Here is a 14,006-nt window from a genome sequence, read left to right on the forward strand (position 1 = left end):
GCGGGAGACCGTGACCGGGAAAGCCCCTTCCTGATCCGCGTCGAAGACTGATCCGGCGGGAGGGGACGGCTGGATTCGCGGCGGTCCGCCGGCCACCGCCCGGCACGGCGGCCGGCGGACCGCGCCCGGTGGAGCTTTTGCCCGCGATCGCATGCGCCGGCCACCGCCGACGCGCCTTGCCCCTACCGGCCCCGGGCCTCGGTACCCGCCTCCGCGGCAGTGTTCCGCGGTACCGGGCTCTGTGGGAGCTGCCAGCCGCCGCCGCGGTCCTCCTTCGACCACCGGGCGACCAGGCCGGGGACGTGCAGCTTGCAGGCCAGAGCGGTGGCGGACAGGAAGGCGTCGATCGCCCGCCGGGTCGTCGGCAGGCCTACGCGCAGGACGCGAGGGTTCACCTCGGCCTGGATCTCGTCGACGAAGGGCCGCAGCACGGTGTCGTAGTTCGCCAGCGCGGTCGGCAGGTCGTCCGGGTGCCGGTTGATCTCGCCGGCCAGGACGTAGGCGCCGACCAGACCGCCGGAGACGCCCATGCCGCTGTACGGGGAGGCACAGTGCGCGGCGTCGCCGGCCAGCACCACGCGGCCCTCGGACCAGGTGCCGGTGCGTACCTGGAGGATCTCCTGGGAGTAGAAGAAGGGGCTCTCCTTCATGCCCGCGACGAAACGTTCCGTCTGCCATCCCGCGTCGCGGAATCTGTCGGCCCAGAAATCCTGCCGGCGCTCGACGGGCTCCCGGTGGACCGCCGATGCCTCCTCGGACTCCTCCCGGAGCACGAAGTACACCTGCGTCTCGGTCGGGTTGTGACTGCGGCGCATGATCTGGCGGCCGCCCGGGACCATGTAGGTGTCCCGGACGTCGCTGTCGGAGGCGATGCGGGGGACGAACCAGTAGGCCATGTGGATGCCGACCCGCCAGTACGGGTCGGAGCCTTCCGGGAGGATCGCCCGCCGGATGCGTGAGCCCTGCCCGTCCGCGCCGACCAGGAGGTCGAACTCTCCGGTCGATCCGTCGGAGAACCGCGCGACGACCTTGTGCTCGTCCTGCTCGAAGCCGTCCACGCTCAGGCCGAAGACCTGACGCACGCCGCCTTTCGCCGCGTCGGCGAGTATGCGCACCAGATCCCCGCGCATGATCTCGTACTCGGACGTCAGGGTCTGCCGGCCCCGGCCGGAGGTGTTGGCCATGATCGTCGCCCTGGCCCGGCCGCGGGAGTCCACGAAGGCGACCCCCGGCTCGTCCACCAACTCGGCGCGGACCGCGTCGAGGAGCCCCATCCGCTCGATCGCCTCGATGCCCTGGCCGCGGAGGTCCACCTGGGCGCCGGTGGACCGCAGGGCCGGGAAGCGTTCGGCGACGGTCACCCGGTGGCCGCCCCGGGCGAGCCAGTAGGCGACCGCCTGCCCCGCGACCCCGCCACCGGCGACCAGGATCCGCAGGACCCGTGCCCCCGATCCGCGCTCCATGGACGTCACGGTCATGGCCGATACCTCAAAATCTATCAGTGAATGGTTCTTCGCCAGAGTCATCTATCGGCGATAGATTGTCAACGTGACAAAGATGAACCGCGAGACCGTGGTCGCCGAGGCGCTCGGTCTGCTCGACGAAGTCGGACTGGACGCTGTCAGTACCCGGCGGCTGGCGAAGCGGCTGGGCGTCGAGCAGCCCTCGCTCTACTGGCACTTCCGCACCAAGCGAGAACTCCTCGACGCCATGGCGGCGGCCGCCATGGCGCCCCACGCGACTGCTCCGCTGCCCGAGCGCGGGGACGACTGGCGGGCCTGGTTCCTCGACAACACGCGCAGCTTCCGGCGTGCCCTGCTGGCGCGCCGCGACGGGGCGCGGCTGCATGCGGGCAGCACCCCCGTCGGTGACCTCGACCGGATTCGCCGCAAGATGGACTTCCTGACGGCTTCGGGCGTCCCGGAGCGGGACGCGCAGATGGCGATGCTGGCCGCGAGCCGCTTCACGGTCGGCAGTGTGCTGGAGGAGCAGGCGGACAGTGCCGCCGGCGCTACCGATGTGGCCGGTCCTTCCGGTGCCTCCGGTGCTTCCGGTGCTTCCGGGGAGGGTGCGGGGCTTCCGGCCGACGTGCCCGAGATCGGTCACGAGTCGGCCTTCGAGGCCGGGCTCGCCCTCATCCTCGACGGCCTCTCGCGCCGCACGGCGGAGTAGGGCGCGGGTCGGGTCGCCCCCACCGGCCGCGCGGGGGCGCCGCGCGGCCGGTGCTTCCGCCCGGGCTGCTCCATGACTTCGGTCACGGTCCTCCGGCGCCCGGAAGGTCCCGGTGTGCACCATGGGTGTGGCGGTATTCGGGGGTGCGAGGCCTTCCCCGGCCGTGGGCGGGCAGGCGGCGTGGTGCGCTTGACACCAAAATCGAACATCCATTCTCATGGCATCCGGGTCCGGGTTTCCCGGGCTCGGCCGTGGAGTTATCCACAGGCCGGGAGGACGTCGAGGCCCATTGTCAGTGGCAGGGGTTAGCGTCTTTGACGTGAAGCGATCGACTCAAGCAAATCGGGTGGAACCCATGGCAGGTAACGACCGCGAGAAGGCGCTGGACGCCGCTCTCGCACAAATCGAGCGCCAATTCGGCAAGGGCGCGGTCATGCGCCTCGGCGAGCGGCCGAACGAGCCCATCGAGGTGATCCCCACCGGGTCCACCGCGCTCGACGTGGCCCTCGGCGTCGGCGGTCTGCCGCGCGGCCGTGTGGTGGAGGTGTACGGCCCGGAGTCCTCCGGCAAGACGACCCTGACCCTGCACGCCGTGGCCAACGCGCAGCGGCTCGGCGGCCAGGTGGCGTTCATCGACGCCGAGCACGCGCTCGACCCGGAGTACGCCAAGAAGCTCGGCGTCGACATCGACAACCTGATCCTCTCCCAGCCGGACAACGGCGAGCAGGCGCTGGAAATCGTGGACATGCTGGTCCGCTCCGGCGCGCTCGACCTGATCGTCATCGACTCCGTGGCGGCCCTGGTGCCCCGTGCGGAGATCGAGGGCGAGATGGGTGATTCCCACGTGGGTCTCCAGGCCCGTCTGATGAGCCAGGCGCTCCGCAAGATCACCAGCGCGCTCAACCAGTCCAAGACCACCGCGATCTTCATCAACCAGCTCCGCGAGAAGATCGGCGTGATGTTCGGTTCGCCGGAGACCACGACCGGTGGCCGCGCGCTGAAGTTCTACGCCTCGGTGCGTCTGGACATCCGCCGCATCGAGACGCTCAAGGACGGCACCGACGCGGTCGGCAACCGTACCCGCGTCAAGGTCGTCAAGAACAAGGTCGCGCCGCCGTTCAAGCAGGCCGAGTTCGACATCCTCTACGGCCAGGGCATCAGCCGCGAGGGCGGTCTGATCGACATGGGCGTGGAGCACGGCTTCGTCCGCAAGGCCGGCGCCTGGTACACGTACGAGGGCGACCAGCTCGGCCAGGGCAAGGAGAACGCCCGCAACTTCCTCAAGGACAACCCCGACCTCGCCAACGAGATCGAGAAGAAGATCCTGGAGAAGCTCGGCGTCGGAGTCCGCCCGGAGAGCGACGCTCCGGCGGCCGGTACGGACACGGCGGACGCCGCGACCGCAGGGGCGGCCGACAGCGCCGCGAAGCCGGCGACCACGGCTGCGGCGGCCAAGGCCAAGGCCGCCAAGACCGCCGCGGCGGCCAAGAGCTAGTCCCGTGACGCGGCGTACGGAATGGTCCGAGCCGGCTCCCGGATTCGGCGCGGAGCCCCACCCGTGGCAGGCGGGCGGCTTCGCGGACGGACCGGAGAGCGGGCCGGAGTCGGAGACCGAAGCGGAATTTCGTTCCGGAGCCCGTCGGGGGGCGGGCCCGGGGACGGGATTCGGCGGCGGTGCGGGATTCGGCGAGGGGGCGAGCCGTCGCTCCCGTTCCAGAAGCAGCGGCTCCCCTTCCTCGTCGAGGGCCGAGAAAGGGGAGCCGCGAGATCCGGTCGAGCAGGCGCGCAACATCTGTCTGCGCCTGCTCACCGGGACCCCGCGGACGCGCAAGCAGCTCGCGGACGCTCTGCGCAAGAGGGAGATCCCCGACGAGGCGGCAGAGGAGGTGCTCTCCCGCTTCGAGGACGTGGGCCTGATCGACGACGCGGCGTTCGCGGACTCCTGGGTGGAGTCCAGGCACCACGGCCGGGGTCTGGCCCGCCGGGCGCTCGCCCGTGAGCTCCGCACGAAGGGCGTCGACTCCGCGGTGATCGACGAGGCGGTCGGGCAGCTCGACCCCGAGCGGGAAGAGGAGACCGCCCGCGAACTGGTCGAGCGAAAACTCCGCTCCACGCGAGGTCTCGACCGGGACAAGCGCCTGCGTCGCCTCGCGGGAATGCTCGCCCGCAAGGGATACGGAGAAGGCATGGCGCTGCGCGTGGTGCGTCAGGCGCTGGAGGCCGAGGGGGAAGACACCGAGGGCTTGGACGAGCCGTTCTGACCTGCCTCGCGGGGCGGATCGTTGGTGGCATCGTTGGTGGCTGTGTCCAGTGCCGCGTCAGCCAGGGTTTGCCCTGTCGCGACGCCCGGCACGCACTCTTGCCGCGCCGGCCGAAAGCCCGAGTACGTCCAGTACGGGGGCTTCCGGCCGACGCACCGAGAGCACGCACCTGACGCCGCTCCTTGGCGGGCAAACCTTGGCTGACGCGGCACTAGCAGCCTTCGGGAGCGACGGCTCAGTGGCCGGCCAGAGAGGCGCGTCGGATGGTGGCGTCGATCAGGGCGAGAGCCTCGGAGGCGGTACGGCCGGGGGCCCGGTTCCAGGGGCCGATCAGATCGGTCCAGCCCTGCGAGCGCAGCTCCGTGATCATCCACGCCCCGGCCCGGTCCACGGTTTCGGCCGAGCCGTAGCCGAGACGGTGCGCCGTGAGCATGGCCCCGCACACGCAGCGGGCGCCGCGGGCGTCGCGCAGCCGGTACGGCGTGTTCTGCCAGCCCCATTCCGTCAGGATCTGCCGCGCGTAGGCCAGGTGGACCGAGGGCCGTACGTCGCTCCGGCCGATGCGCCGCCAGGAGTGGAGCCGGTCCGGCAGCATCGCGCCGAGCCGTCCTGGCAGGCGTCGCTCGGCGGGGGAGGCGGCGGGCAGCGAGCGCAGGGAGTCCGCGATCAGTTGGTCGACGGGAACGGAGAGCAGCCCGCGCCAGTGTTCCGGCGAGCGAGCCGGGAGCGTGTCGGCGGGACCCGTTCCGACGGGGGCGGCGGGACCGGTGTCGGCGGGGCGGAGCCGTACGGGTTCCGGGGCCGAGCGGGCCCACCCGGTCACGATCCGCTGCCAGGCATCCGATTCCTGCAGGCGGGACGCCTGGAGGTCGAGTCCGTCCGGGGTGAGGACGGGGGAGTCCAGGGAGTCCATGTCCATCAGCGCGCCATCTCCGTACACATCGGCCTCGTGGTGCATGAGGCGAATGTCCGGCCTGCGCCGGGACCGCTCCACCGGGGAGCGGCCGTTCGGGTAGCTCCGGGGAAGGTGTGCCTGCGAACGGGGCCGGCGCGGGGTGGGCGTGCCTCGGAACGGGGCAGGCGACGGAGCGCGGCGCACCGAGGCGGGGTCGGGAACCCGACGGCAGCGGTGCGTGGGAGCGGCCCACCGGCGTCGGGTCGCTCTCAGGCCGAAGGGTCCACGTTCCAGACCATCGGCAGCTCGCCGTCACAGAAGACGCAGACGAAGTGGCTCTCGCGGACGATGTTGTGTTCCTGACAGCCGGGACAGCGACGGAATATCACCTCGTGGGTGAAACCGTCCGACCGGGCGAGCTCCGCGCGGTCCAGCGCCCGTGCGACGGCGGGCCAGGAGCTGACATCGGGGCAGTAGCCGGTCGACTGGTTGCTGATGTGGTCCACGGTCCACCCGCCCGCATCGCGGGCGAAGCCGATCTCGCCCGCACTCAGTACGGCCTCCCCGCCGGCGCAGGCCACGTGTTCACTGCGGCGCGGGGCCAGTCGCAGCGCGCCGTCCCCGCCGACGACGAAGGTGAACGGCTCCCGCAGCTCCGACGCCGGGCGCAGGGTCACCCAGTCGCCGAAGGCGGCCGCCGAGGCGATCCGATGGCCGGAGCCGCGGTACAAGCCGCCTCCGGGCAGGCCGCCTCCGGGCAGGCCGCCTCCGGGCAGGCCGCCTCCGGACGAAACGCTTCCCGCTGGACCCCCGCCGGACGGACCGCCACCGGCCCGGGCCGGTGCCAACAGCCCGGGCGGCCCCACGTAGCGGTAACTCCGCGAGAACGCGTTCACGAGGAACCGGTCCTGGCGGGCGAGCGGGAGGCCGTCACGGAGAAGCGGCCACCACTGGAAGCCCGGCCGCCCGCCAGGCCTGGAAGCCGCCGGTCAGGTCGGTGGCGCGGGCCAGGCCCAGCCGGTGCAGGGAGGCCACCGCGAGACTGGAGGCGTACCCCTCGTTGCAGACGACCACGATCCGCAGGTCGTGGCCGACCGCCTGCGCCGCGCGGTGGCTGCCCCATGGGTCGAGCCGCCACTCCAGTTCGTTGCGTTCCACGACGAGCGCGCCCGGGATCAGGCCGTCGCGCTCGCGCAGCGCGGCGTAGCGGATGTCGACCAGCAGGGCGCCCTCGGCGGCCTCCGCGGCGGCTTCCTCCGGGCCGACCCGCTCGTAGCCTTCCCGCACGCGGTCGAGGAATTCATCGATGCCGACAGGCCCGGACGCGGGATCGCCACCCGTCGTGCGGACGGTGTGGTGCTCGCTCACTGCCAGTCCTCCGGAACCTCGGTCTGCTCCAGCCGCAGCACCGCTCCCGTGCGGCTGTAGCGGCGGATGCGGGGAAGCGGCGGGTAGTAGGCGTGTACGGAGACGGCGTGCTCGGTGGTGGATTCGTTCAGCACCTCGTGCACGTGGTGCCGGCCGAACGCCCGCCCCTGACCCGTCGTCAACTCTCGGCTCCGGTCGAGGTCTTCGGTCAGCTCCAGCGTCTTCCACCCGTCGGTGGGCAGCCGGGCGGCCAGCGAGTGCTCCTTCAGCGTCCCGGAAGCGGTCAGGAACGCGCCGACCGAGTCCGCGTGGTCGTGCCAGCCGGTTCCGGTACCCGGCGGCCATCCGATCAGCCAGGCCTCGCTGCCCGCGGGTCCCTCCAGCCGCACCCAGGTGCGGCCCTCCGGATCGAGTGGCAGAGAGGCGATCAACTCGGCGTCGGCCGCGGTCCGGCGGGCGAATGCGAGCAGCTCCGCCACGGTTGGAGCTGCCGGGTCCGTCCGGGCGGACGGTGCCGCCTCGGCGGGTACGGCCCCGGCGGGTACGGCCCCGGCGGGTACGGCCCCGGCGGGTACGGCCCCGGCGGGTACGGCCTCGACGGACACGTCATTGACGGACACGTCATTGACGGTGGCGAAAGGTGCCAGAGGCTCGAGGGAGGGCGCGGGCACGGGAGAAGCGGGAAGGGCAGACACGATGACCGTCCTGAGAGTTCGCGTGAGGGCGCGTACCGGTGCACGGGCGGCACCACGGCACGGCGGGGAAGGCGAGTCAGCAGGAAGGGCGACACACGCAGCCCGCGTAGCGGACGAGGTCCATGTGGACCCTCCGCCACAGGCGTACGCAGGTGTCGTCGGTCATGTTCTGGAGTACACCACGCGTGTCCACGCGGGTCAATTGACCGTGGCGGCCCTTTCGGAGCGCGCGGAGGCGCGCGGGGCGGGGTCGTCGTCCGCGCGGGAAGCGCCGGGCGGGCCTCCCCGCGCCGCGTCCGCGGCGGCGAAGAGCTCCGCCGGCCGCACCCCGGCGAACGAGGCCACCAGATGTCCGTCCGGCCTGATCAGCAGGACCGTGTGGGCCGCCGCGCCCGGATAACTCTCCGTGACGAGGAGTTCGCTCTCCACGGGAAGGGCGTTCACGGCCTCCGCGAGACGGGGCATCACGCCCGCCGTCATCCAGTGCCGCCGGTCCCAGACACCCGTGCCGGGGGCGACCAGCACCACCAGGAACCGGCCGCGCCCCAGCCGGGCCCGGAGTCGTACGGACGTTCCGTCCGGAGCGGTCGCCCACGCCTCGGTGACCGGCGCGCCGGGGGGCGTACCGACCGCGATGTGCGCCTGGGCGTGCTGTGGTGCGAGGGGGGAGTGCGCGTACGAGGGGGGCGCACCGAGGGGGCCGTAGCCGAGATGTGCGTCGAAGAGCAGCGTGTCGTGCCCGCGTGCGCCGCCCGCCACCAGGGTCCGCAGTCCTCCGCCGCCGCGCAGTATCGGCAGCGACTGGTCGGCAGCGCGCAGCCGGGCGGCGACGGCGGTCCGGCGCTCGGCCTGGTAGCTGTCGAGCAGCAGTTCGGAGGCTCCGTGGTGCCAGGCGTGGGCCAGTTTCCACGCGAGGTTCTCGGCGTCCCGCAGGCCCTCGTCCACGCCCTGGGTGCCCAGTGCGCCCAGCAGATGGGCGGCGTCCCCGGCGAGGAACGCCCGCTTCACCCGCCAGCGCAGTGCCAGCCGGTGGTGGACCGTGTAGACGCCGGTGTCCAGCAGTTCGTACGGCGGGGTCTCCCCGCACCAGCCTGCCAGCGTCTCCCGGATGCGGGCGATCAGCGCCTCGGGCGTAACCAGTTCGCCGCTCGGCGGGAGCAGCCAGTCGAGCCGCCAGACCCCGCCCGGCAGGGGGCGGGCCGTCACTTCGGGTCCCACCGCCCGCCATGGCGGCTGACGATGCAGCACGGCCTCTCCGGGCCAAGGGAGTTCCACCCGCAGGGCGGCGACGGCGTGCCGTTCCACGGCGGTCCGGCCCGGGAACCTGATGTCCAGGAGCTTGCGCACGGTGGAACGGGCTCCGTCGCACCCGACCAGGTAACTCCCCCGCCACCACGTCGCGTCGGGGTCCTTGGTGTGCACGGTGACCCCGGAGGCGTCCTGCTCCAGGGTGTCGACCCGGCTCAGCGGCACCAGCCTGATCAAGTCGTGCGCGGCCACGGCGGCCCGCAGGCCCCGGGTGAGCGCGTGCTGCGGCAGGTGGACGGGGGCGGGCGGCGAGCCGCTTTCCGGTCCCTCGCCGAGTGGCACGTCACGGACCAGCTGGTTCCGGCGGAGCGAACGCCAGCCGGACCAGCTCAGCGCCGCGCGGTCCGGAGTCGCGCAGCCGAGACGCATGACCAGGCCCGCGGTGTCCTCGCGCAGCACCACCGTGCGGGCGGGGCGCGGCTCGTCCTTGCCGAGCCCCTCGTCGAGGAGCACGGAGGGAACGCCGTGCGCCGCCAGGGCGAGGGCGAGCGTCAGGCCGACGGGCCCGGCGCCGACGACGATCACCGGGTCCACGAGGCGTACCCTCCGGCTCGAACGGTCGTGCGGAACCTGGCAGTCGAAGCGGTCGAAGTCCGGTGCGTGATCACAGAACGTATGCAACCCACTGGGGGTGCCCGCGTCAAGCGAGCGAGGCAGCGGCGCACGCGCCGCTGCCTCGAATGCTCCCCGCTCCGAGTCGCCCGTTACGGCGTCTTGGCGGTCCCGGTGTCCCCTCCGGGCTCTCCGGTCCCGTCGGTCGCGACCGTACCGGTGGCCGGCGGAAGGTCCGCGCCCCCTGCGCCCCCCGGCCGCTGGGCCGGGACGCCGAGTGCCGCGACAGGCGCGTCGATGCCCGCGGCGGGGGCGGCCGAGGCGACCGCGATGCCGGTCTTCGCCCGCCTGCCGCGCTTCTCGATCCAGGTCGCGAGCGCCGACAGCAGCAGACACATCGTCACGTAGATCGTGCCGATGACGACGATCGTGGAGACGTACGGGTACTTGCCGTCCACCAGGGTGTTGGAGGCGATCAGGCGCGCGGTCTGGAGCAGCTCCGGGTACAGGATGATGTAGCCGAGCGAGGTGTCCTTGAGGGTCACCACCAGCTGGCTGATGATCGTCGGCAGCATCGCACGCACGGCCTGCGGCATCAGCACGCCGAGCATCACCTGCGTCTTGCTCATGCCCAGCGCGTACGCTGCCTCGCTCTGGCCCCGGGGGACGGAGTTGATCCCGGCCCGCAGCACCTCGGCCTGGACGCAGCCGTTGTAGACGGAGAGGCCCAGCGCCAGCGCCCACATCGAGTAGTCGGTCAGGAAGCCGACCCAGATCGCGTAGATCGTGATGAGCAGCGGGATCGAGCGGAACAGCTCGATGAACGTGGTGGCGAGCCAGCGCACCGGCCGGTGGTCGGAGAGACGGCCGACCGCGAGCACCACGCCGAGGACGACCGAGCCGACCGCGGCCAGGCCGAAGACCTTGAGCGTGGCCAGCACCGCGTCGGCGATGTTCTGCCGGATGCCCGCGTAGTTGAAGATGTCCCACATGCCGGCGTCGAGGTTGCCGGTGTCCGACAGCCGCTTGATGGCGAAGACGATCAGCGCCACGATGGCGGCGCCACCGACGACCGCGTAGACGCGGTTGCGGACGACGGCCTTCGGGCCCGGCGCGTCGTAGAGAACGCTGGCACTCATCGGGCGACCTCCATACGGCGCTCCAGCAGCCGGAAGAGACCGCTGATGACAAAGGTGACGACCAGGTAGCCGAGGGCGACCCAGATGAAGACGGGGGTGATCGAGTAGCCCCGGTCGCTCATGAGCTTCTGCCAGCCGAAGAGTTCGGCGACGCTGAAGGCTCCGGCGATGGCCGAGTTCTTCGTGAGCGCGATGAAGATGCTGCTCAGCGGTGGGATCACGGAGCGGGTCGCCTGCGGGAGGATGACGAGCCGCAGTGTCTGCGGGAACGACATGCCGATCGAGCGCGCGGCTTCGGCCTGGCCGAGCGGCACGGTGTTGATGCCGGAGCGGACGGCCTCGCAGACGAACGACGAGGTGTAGAAGCCCAGTGCCAGCGAGCCGAGGACGAACGGGCTCAGGCCGGAGAAGAACACCTGCGGCACGACGAAGAAGAAGATCAGGAAGAGCAGCGTCAGAGGGGTGTTGCGCAGCAGCGTCACCCAGGCCGTGCCGAAGAACCGCAGGGGCGGCACCGGTGAGACCCGCATGCCGGCGAGGACGACGCCGAGCACCAGCGCGATGACCGAGCTGACGGCCGTGATCGACACCGTGCCTATGAAGCCGTCGCGGAACTCCGGGAAATTGTCGAGCAGTACGTTCATGAGGTCTCCGCGTCGGCTGTCAGCGGCATCGGGGCGGTGGCGTCGCGCACGCCGCCGCCCCCGCTGGGCGGCGGCGGCATGCGTACGGGACGGGTCGGGCGGGCGGGGCCGCCCGGCGTCGGGGAAGTGACGCCGGGCGGCGTGCCGTCAGTAGCGCTCGATGGCCGGCGGGGCGGTGTACGCCGAGCCGGACAGACCGAGGGTCGCGTCGTAGATCTTCTTGTACGAGCCGTCCTGGATGTGCTTCTCCAGCGAGTCGTTGATCGCGTCCCGCAGGACCTTGTCGTCCTTGTTCAGGCCGACGCCGTAGGGCTCCTCGGTGAAGGGCTTGCCGATGACCCTCAGCTTCTCGGGGTTCTGCGCGGCGTAACCCTTGAGGATCGAGTCGTCGGTGGTGACGGCGTCGACCTGGTTGGTCAGCAGCTGCTGCACGCAGTCCGAGTACTTGGCCAGCTCGACGACGCTCGCCCCGTACTCGGGCTTCTTGATCTCCTGGAGCGGGGTGGAGCCCACGATCGAGCAGACCTTCTTGCCCTTCAGCGTGTCCGTGCCGGTGATGGCCTTCTCGTCCTTGCGGACGAGCAGGTCGGCGCCGGCCTTGTAGTACGGACCGGCGAAGCCGACCAGCTGCTTGCGCTTGTCGTTGATCGTGTACGTACCGACGAAGTAGTCGACCTGGCCCTTGGAGATGGCCGTCTCACGGATGCCGGAGTCGACGGTCTTCCACTCGATCTGCTTCTCCGAGAAGCCGAGGTCGGCGGCGACCATCTTGGCGATCTCGATGTCGAAGCCGGACCGCTCCTTCGTGGACTGGTCCTCGAAGCCCAGGTACGGCTGGTCGGCCTTGGCGCCGATGATCAGCTTGCCGCGCGACTTCGCCTCCTTGAAGGCCGGCGAGTCCAGGTCGACCCCGGTGGCGACGGTGTACGTGGGCAGGGCGGGCGCGTCGGAGGCACCGGGCTTGGTGCCGGCGGGCTTGTCCCCGGCCGAGCCTTCCTTGCCCCCACAGGCGGTGGCGGTCAGAGCGATGACGGCGATGGCCGCGAGGGCGGCCGACTTGCGGAGCTGCATCTGAACTTTCCTTCTGTCGTAGGTCGTTGTCGTCAGTGGTGGAGGATCTTCGACAGGAAGTCCTTGGCCCGGTCGCTGCGGGGGTTGCTGAAGAACTGCTCGGGCGCGGCCTCTTCGACGATCTTTCCGTCCGCCATGAAGACGACGCGGTTCGCGGCGGAGCGGGCGAAACCCATCTCGTGGGTGACGACGATCATCGTCATGCCGTCCCGGGCCAGCTGCTGCATGACCTCGAGAACCTCGTTGATCATCTCCGGGTCGAGCGCCGACGTGGGCTCGTCGAAGAGCATGACCTTCGGGTCCATCGCCAACGCCCGCGCGATGGCCACGCGTTGCTGCTGACCACCGGAGAGCTGAGCCGGATACTTGTCCGCCTGCGCGCCCACGCCCACCCGGTCGAGCAGCGTCCGGGCCTTCTCCTCCGCGACCTTCTTGTCGATCTTGCGGACCTTTACCTGGCCCAGCACGACGTTCTCCAGCACGGTCTTGTGCGCGAAGAGATTGAACGACTGGAAGACCATGCCCACATCGGCGCGCAGCCGGGCGAGTTCCTTGCCCTCCTGGGGCAGTGGCCTGCCGTCGATCGTGATCGATCCCGAATCGATCGTCTCCAGGCGGTTGATCGTGCGGCACAGCGTGGACTTGCCGGACCCGGAGGGCCCGATGACGACCACGACCTCGCCCCGGGCGATGGTCAGATCGATGTCCTGGAGCACATGCAGCGCGCCGAAGTGCTTGTTGACGTCGCTCAGTACGACAAGGTCGCTCGCCTCGGGTATCGCGTCCTCGGCGGCCTTCGTCACTGAAACTCCGCTCATCGGCTCTAGCTCCGTCCTCCTCGGGTGGCTAGGACACTAGTGACGCAGCGCGATGACCGTCAGCAGATCTGAGCGAGAATTGAGGATAACGATCCGGCATTCCCCGGTCGCGCGCCGTGAAGCGCGACGGCTGCCCGGTGCGCGGGGCGTACCGGGTGCGTAACGGAAACCCCGTCGTAACGGGCCAGGACTTGACTCGGGACCCGGGCGTCGGCGTTGATGCCCGGAGGGACGGAGCGCCGGACCGGAGGCCGGCGGTACGTCCCGCACGCGTACCGGGGAGCGCGAACGGCGTCTATCGTCTCCCCCTGGGGGTGACGCCCTGTAATGCCGCGAAGCGACCGCCGACGGTACCGGAACCGTCGGAACACGGAGAGGAGGGCCAGTGAGACTGCTGCTCGTCGAGGACGACAACCACGTCGCCGCGGCCCTGTCCGCCGTGCTCGCCCGCCACGGCTTCCGGGTCGTGCACGCCCGCGGTGGCGAGGAGGCCCTGCGGGCCCTGCTCACCGCCGAGCGGGACCCCTTCGGGGTCATCCTGCTGGACCTCGGGCTGCCGGACCAGGACGGTTACGAGGTGTTCGGCCGGATCCGCAAGCGCACCACCACTCCGGTCATCATGGTCACCGCCCGCGCCGACGTGCGCTCACGCATCCACGGGCTCAACCTCGGCGCCGACGACTACGTCACCAAGCCCTACGACACCGGCGAACTGCTGGCCCGCATCCATGCCGTCGCCCGCCGCACCACCAGCAACGAGGACACCGCGCCGATCCCGCTCGCCGCGCTGCTGCTCGGGGCCGTACGGGTCGAACTGCCCACCCGTCGGGTCAGCGTCGACGGCACCGAAGTCCAGCTCACCCGCAAGGAGTTCGACCTCCTCGCCCTCCTCGCCCAGCGTCCCGGAGTGGTGTTCCGGCGCGAGCAGATCATCAGTGAGGTGTGGCAGACCAGTTGGGAAGGGACGGGCCGGACGCTGGAGGTGCACGTCGCCTCGCTCCGCGCCAAGCTGGGGCTGCCCGCGTTCATCGAGACCGTGCGAGGAGTCGGCTACCGACTCGTCCCGCCGGCCGTCTGAGGATC

At 71.1% G+C, this 14,006-nt stretch carries 15 protein-coding genes; 4 read left to right on the top strand and 11 right to left on the bottom strand.

Going from position 1 to position 14,006, the window contains the following annotated elements:
* Positions 1-182 precede the first annotated feature (182 nt).
* Positions 183-1,478 (bottom strand): FAD-dependent monooxygenase, encoded by a 1,296-nt coding sequence (locus tag OHA55_RS24845; protein WP_266709867.1) that lies wholly within the window; start codon positions 1,476-1,478, stop codon positions 183-185.
* A 79-nt stretch (positions 1,479-1,557) separates the two neighbouring features.
* On the opposite strand from OHA55_RS24845, the gene OHA55_RS24850 reads away from it, so the two are divergent.
* From OHA55_RS24850 to recX, 3 genes are all read left to right on the top strand, one after another.
* A complete protein-coding gene (locus OHA55_RS24850; RefSeq protein ID WP_266711123.1) occupies positions 1,558-2,172 on the top strand; it encodes a TetR/AcrR family transcriptional regulator C-terminal domain-containing protein in 615 nt (204 codons plus the stop codon).
* 355 nt (positions 2,173-2,527) lie between these two features.
* A complete protein-coding gene (gene recA / locus OHA55_RS24855; protein ID WP_266709868.1) occupies positions 2,528-3,667 on the top strand; it encodes a recombinase RecA in 1,140 nt (379 codons plus the stop codon).
* 4 nt (positions 3,668-3,671) lie between these two features.
* Positions 3,672-4,433, top strand: a complete 762-nt coding sequence (gene recX, locus OHA55_RS24860; protein ID WP_266709869.1) for a recombination regulator RecX — start codon at positions 3,672-3,674, stop codon at positions 4,431-4,433.
* A 235-nt stretch (positions 4,434-4,668) separates the two neighbouring features.
* Here the strand turns inward: recX and OHA55_RS24865 are convergent, their stop codons facing one another.
* The 10 genes from OHA55_RS24865 to OHA55_RS24905 all read right to left on the bottom strand — a co-directional run bounded on the left by OHA55_RS24865 (position 4,669) and on the right by OHA55_RS24905 (position 12,923).
* Positions 4,669-5,337 (bottom strand): hypothetical protein, encoded by a 669-nt coding sequence (locus tag OHA55_RS24865; RefSeq protein ID WP_266711125.1) that lies wholly within the window; start codon positions 5,335-5,337, stop codon positions 4,669-4,671.
* 260 nt (positions 5,338-5,597) lie between these two features.
* Entirely contained in the window at positions 5,598-6,059 is a 462-nt protein-coding gene (locus OHA55_RS24870) for a hypothetical protein (RefSeq protein WP_266709870.1), read from the bottom strand.
* A 199-nt stretch (positions 6,060-6,258) separates the two neighbouring features.
* Positions 6,259-6,696, bottom strand: coding sequence for a rhodanese-like domain-containing protein (locus OHA55_RS24875; RefSeq protein WP_266709871.1), 438 nt, complete (start codon positions 6,694-6,696; stop codon positions 6,259-6,261).
* On the bottom strand, positions 6,693-7,316 hold the full coding sequence (locus OHA55_RS24880; protein ID WP_266709872.1) for a cysteine dioxygenase: 624 nt from the start codon (positions 7,314-7,316) through the stop codon (positions 6,693-6,695). The genes OHA55_RS24875 and OHA55_RS24880 overlap by 4 nt, the downstream gene beginning before the upstream one ends.
* Positions 7,317-7,467: 151 nt before the next feature.
* On the bottom strand, positions 7,468-7,557 hold the full coding sequence (locus OHA55_RS36595) for a putative leader peptide (RefSeq protein WP_328719044.1): 90 nt from the start codon (positions 7,555-7,557) through the stop codon (positions 7,468-7,470).
* A gap of 32 nt (positions 7,558-7,589) precedes the next feature.
* On the bottom strand, positions 7,590-9,233 hold the full coding sequence (locus OHA55_RS24885) for an FAD-dependent monooxygenase (protein WP_266709873.1): 1,644 nt from the start codon (positions 9,231-9,233) through the stop codon (positions 7,590-7,592).
* Positions 9,234-9,403: 170 nt separating this feature from the next.
* Positions 9,404-10,390 (bottom strand): amino acid ABC transporter permease, encoded by a 987-nt coding sequence (locus OHA55_RS24890; RefSeq protein WP_266709874.1) that lies wholly within the window; start codon positions 10,388-10,390, stop codon positions 9,404-9,406.
* On the bottom strand, positions 10,387-11,034 hold the full coding sequence (locus OHA55_RS24895; protein WP_266709875.1) for an amino acid ABC transporter permease: 648 nt from the start codon (positions 11,032-11,034) through the stop codon (positions 10,387-10,389). The genes OHA55_RS24890 and OHA55_RS24895 overlap by 4 nt, the downstream gene beginning before the upstream one ends.
* 147 nt (positions 11,035-11,181) lie before the next feature.
* Entirely contained in the window at positions 11,182-12,105 is a 924-nt protein-coding gene (locus tag OHA55_RS24900) for a glutamate ABC transporter substrate-binding protein (protein ID WP_266709876.1), read from the bottom strand.
* Positions 12,106-12,137: 32 nt separating this feature from the next.
* Positions 12,138-12,923: an amino acid ABC transporter ATP-binding protein gene (locus OHA55_RS24905; RefSeq protein ID WP_266709877.1), complete on the bottom strand. Its 786-nt coding sequence runs from the start codon at positions 12,921-12,923 to the stop codon at positions 12,138-12,140.
* A gap of 385 nt (positions 12,924-13,308) precedes the next feature.
* Between OHA55_RS24905 and OHA55_RS24910 the strand changes: the two genes are divergently transcribed.
* Positions 13,309-14,001: a response regulator transcription factor gene (locus OHA55_RS24910; RefSeq protein ID WP_266709878.1), complete on the top strand. Its 693-nt coding sequence runs from the start codon at positions 13,309-13,311 to the stop codon at positions 13,999-14,001.
* Positions 14,002-14,006 lie beyond the last annotated feature (5 nt).

Origin of the sequence: Streptomyces sp. NBC_00102 (genome assembly GCF_026343115.1) — a bacterium.
GTDB lineage: Bacteria > Actinomycetota > Actinomycetes > Streptomycetales > Streptomycetaceae > Streptomyces.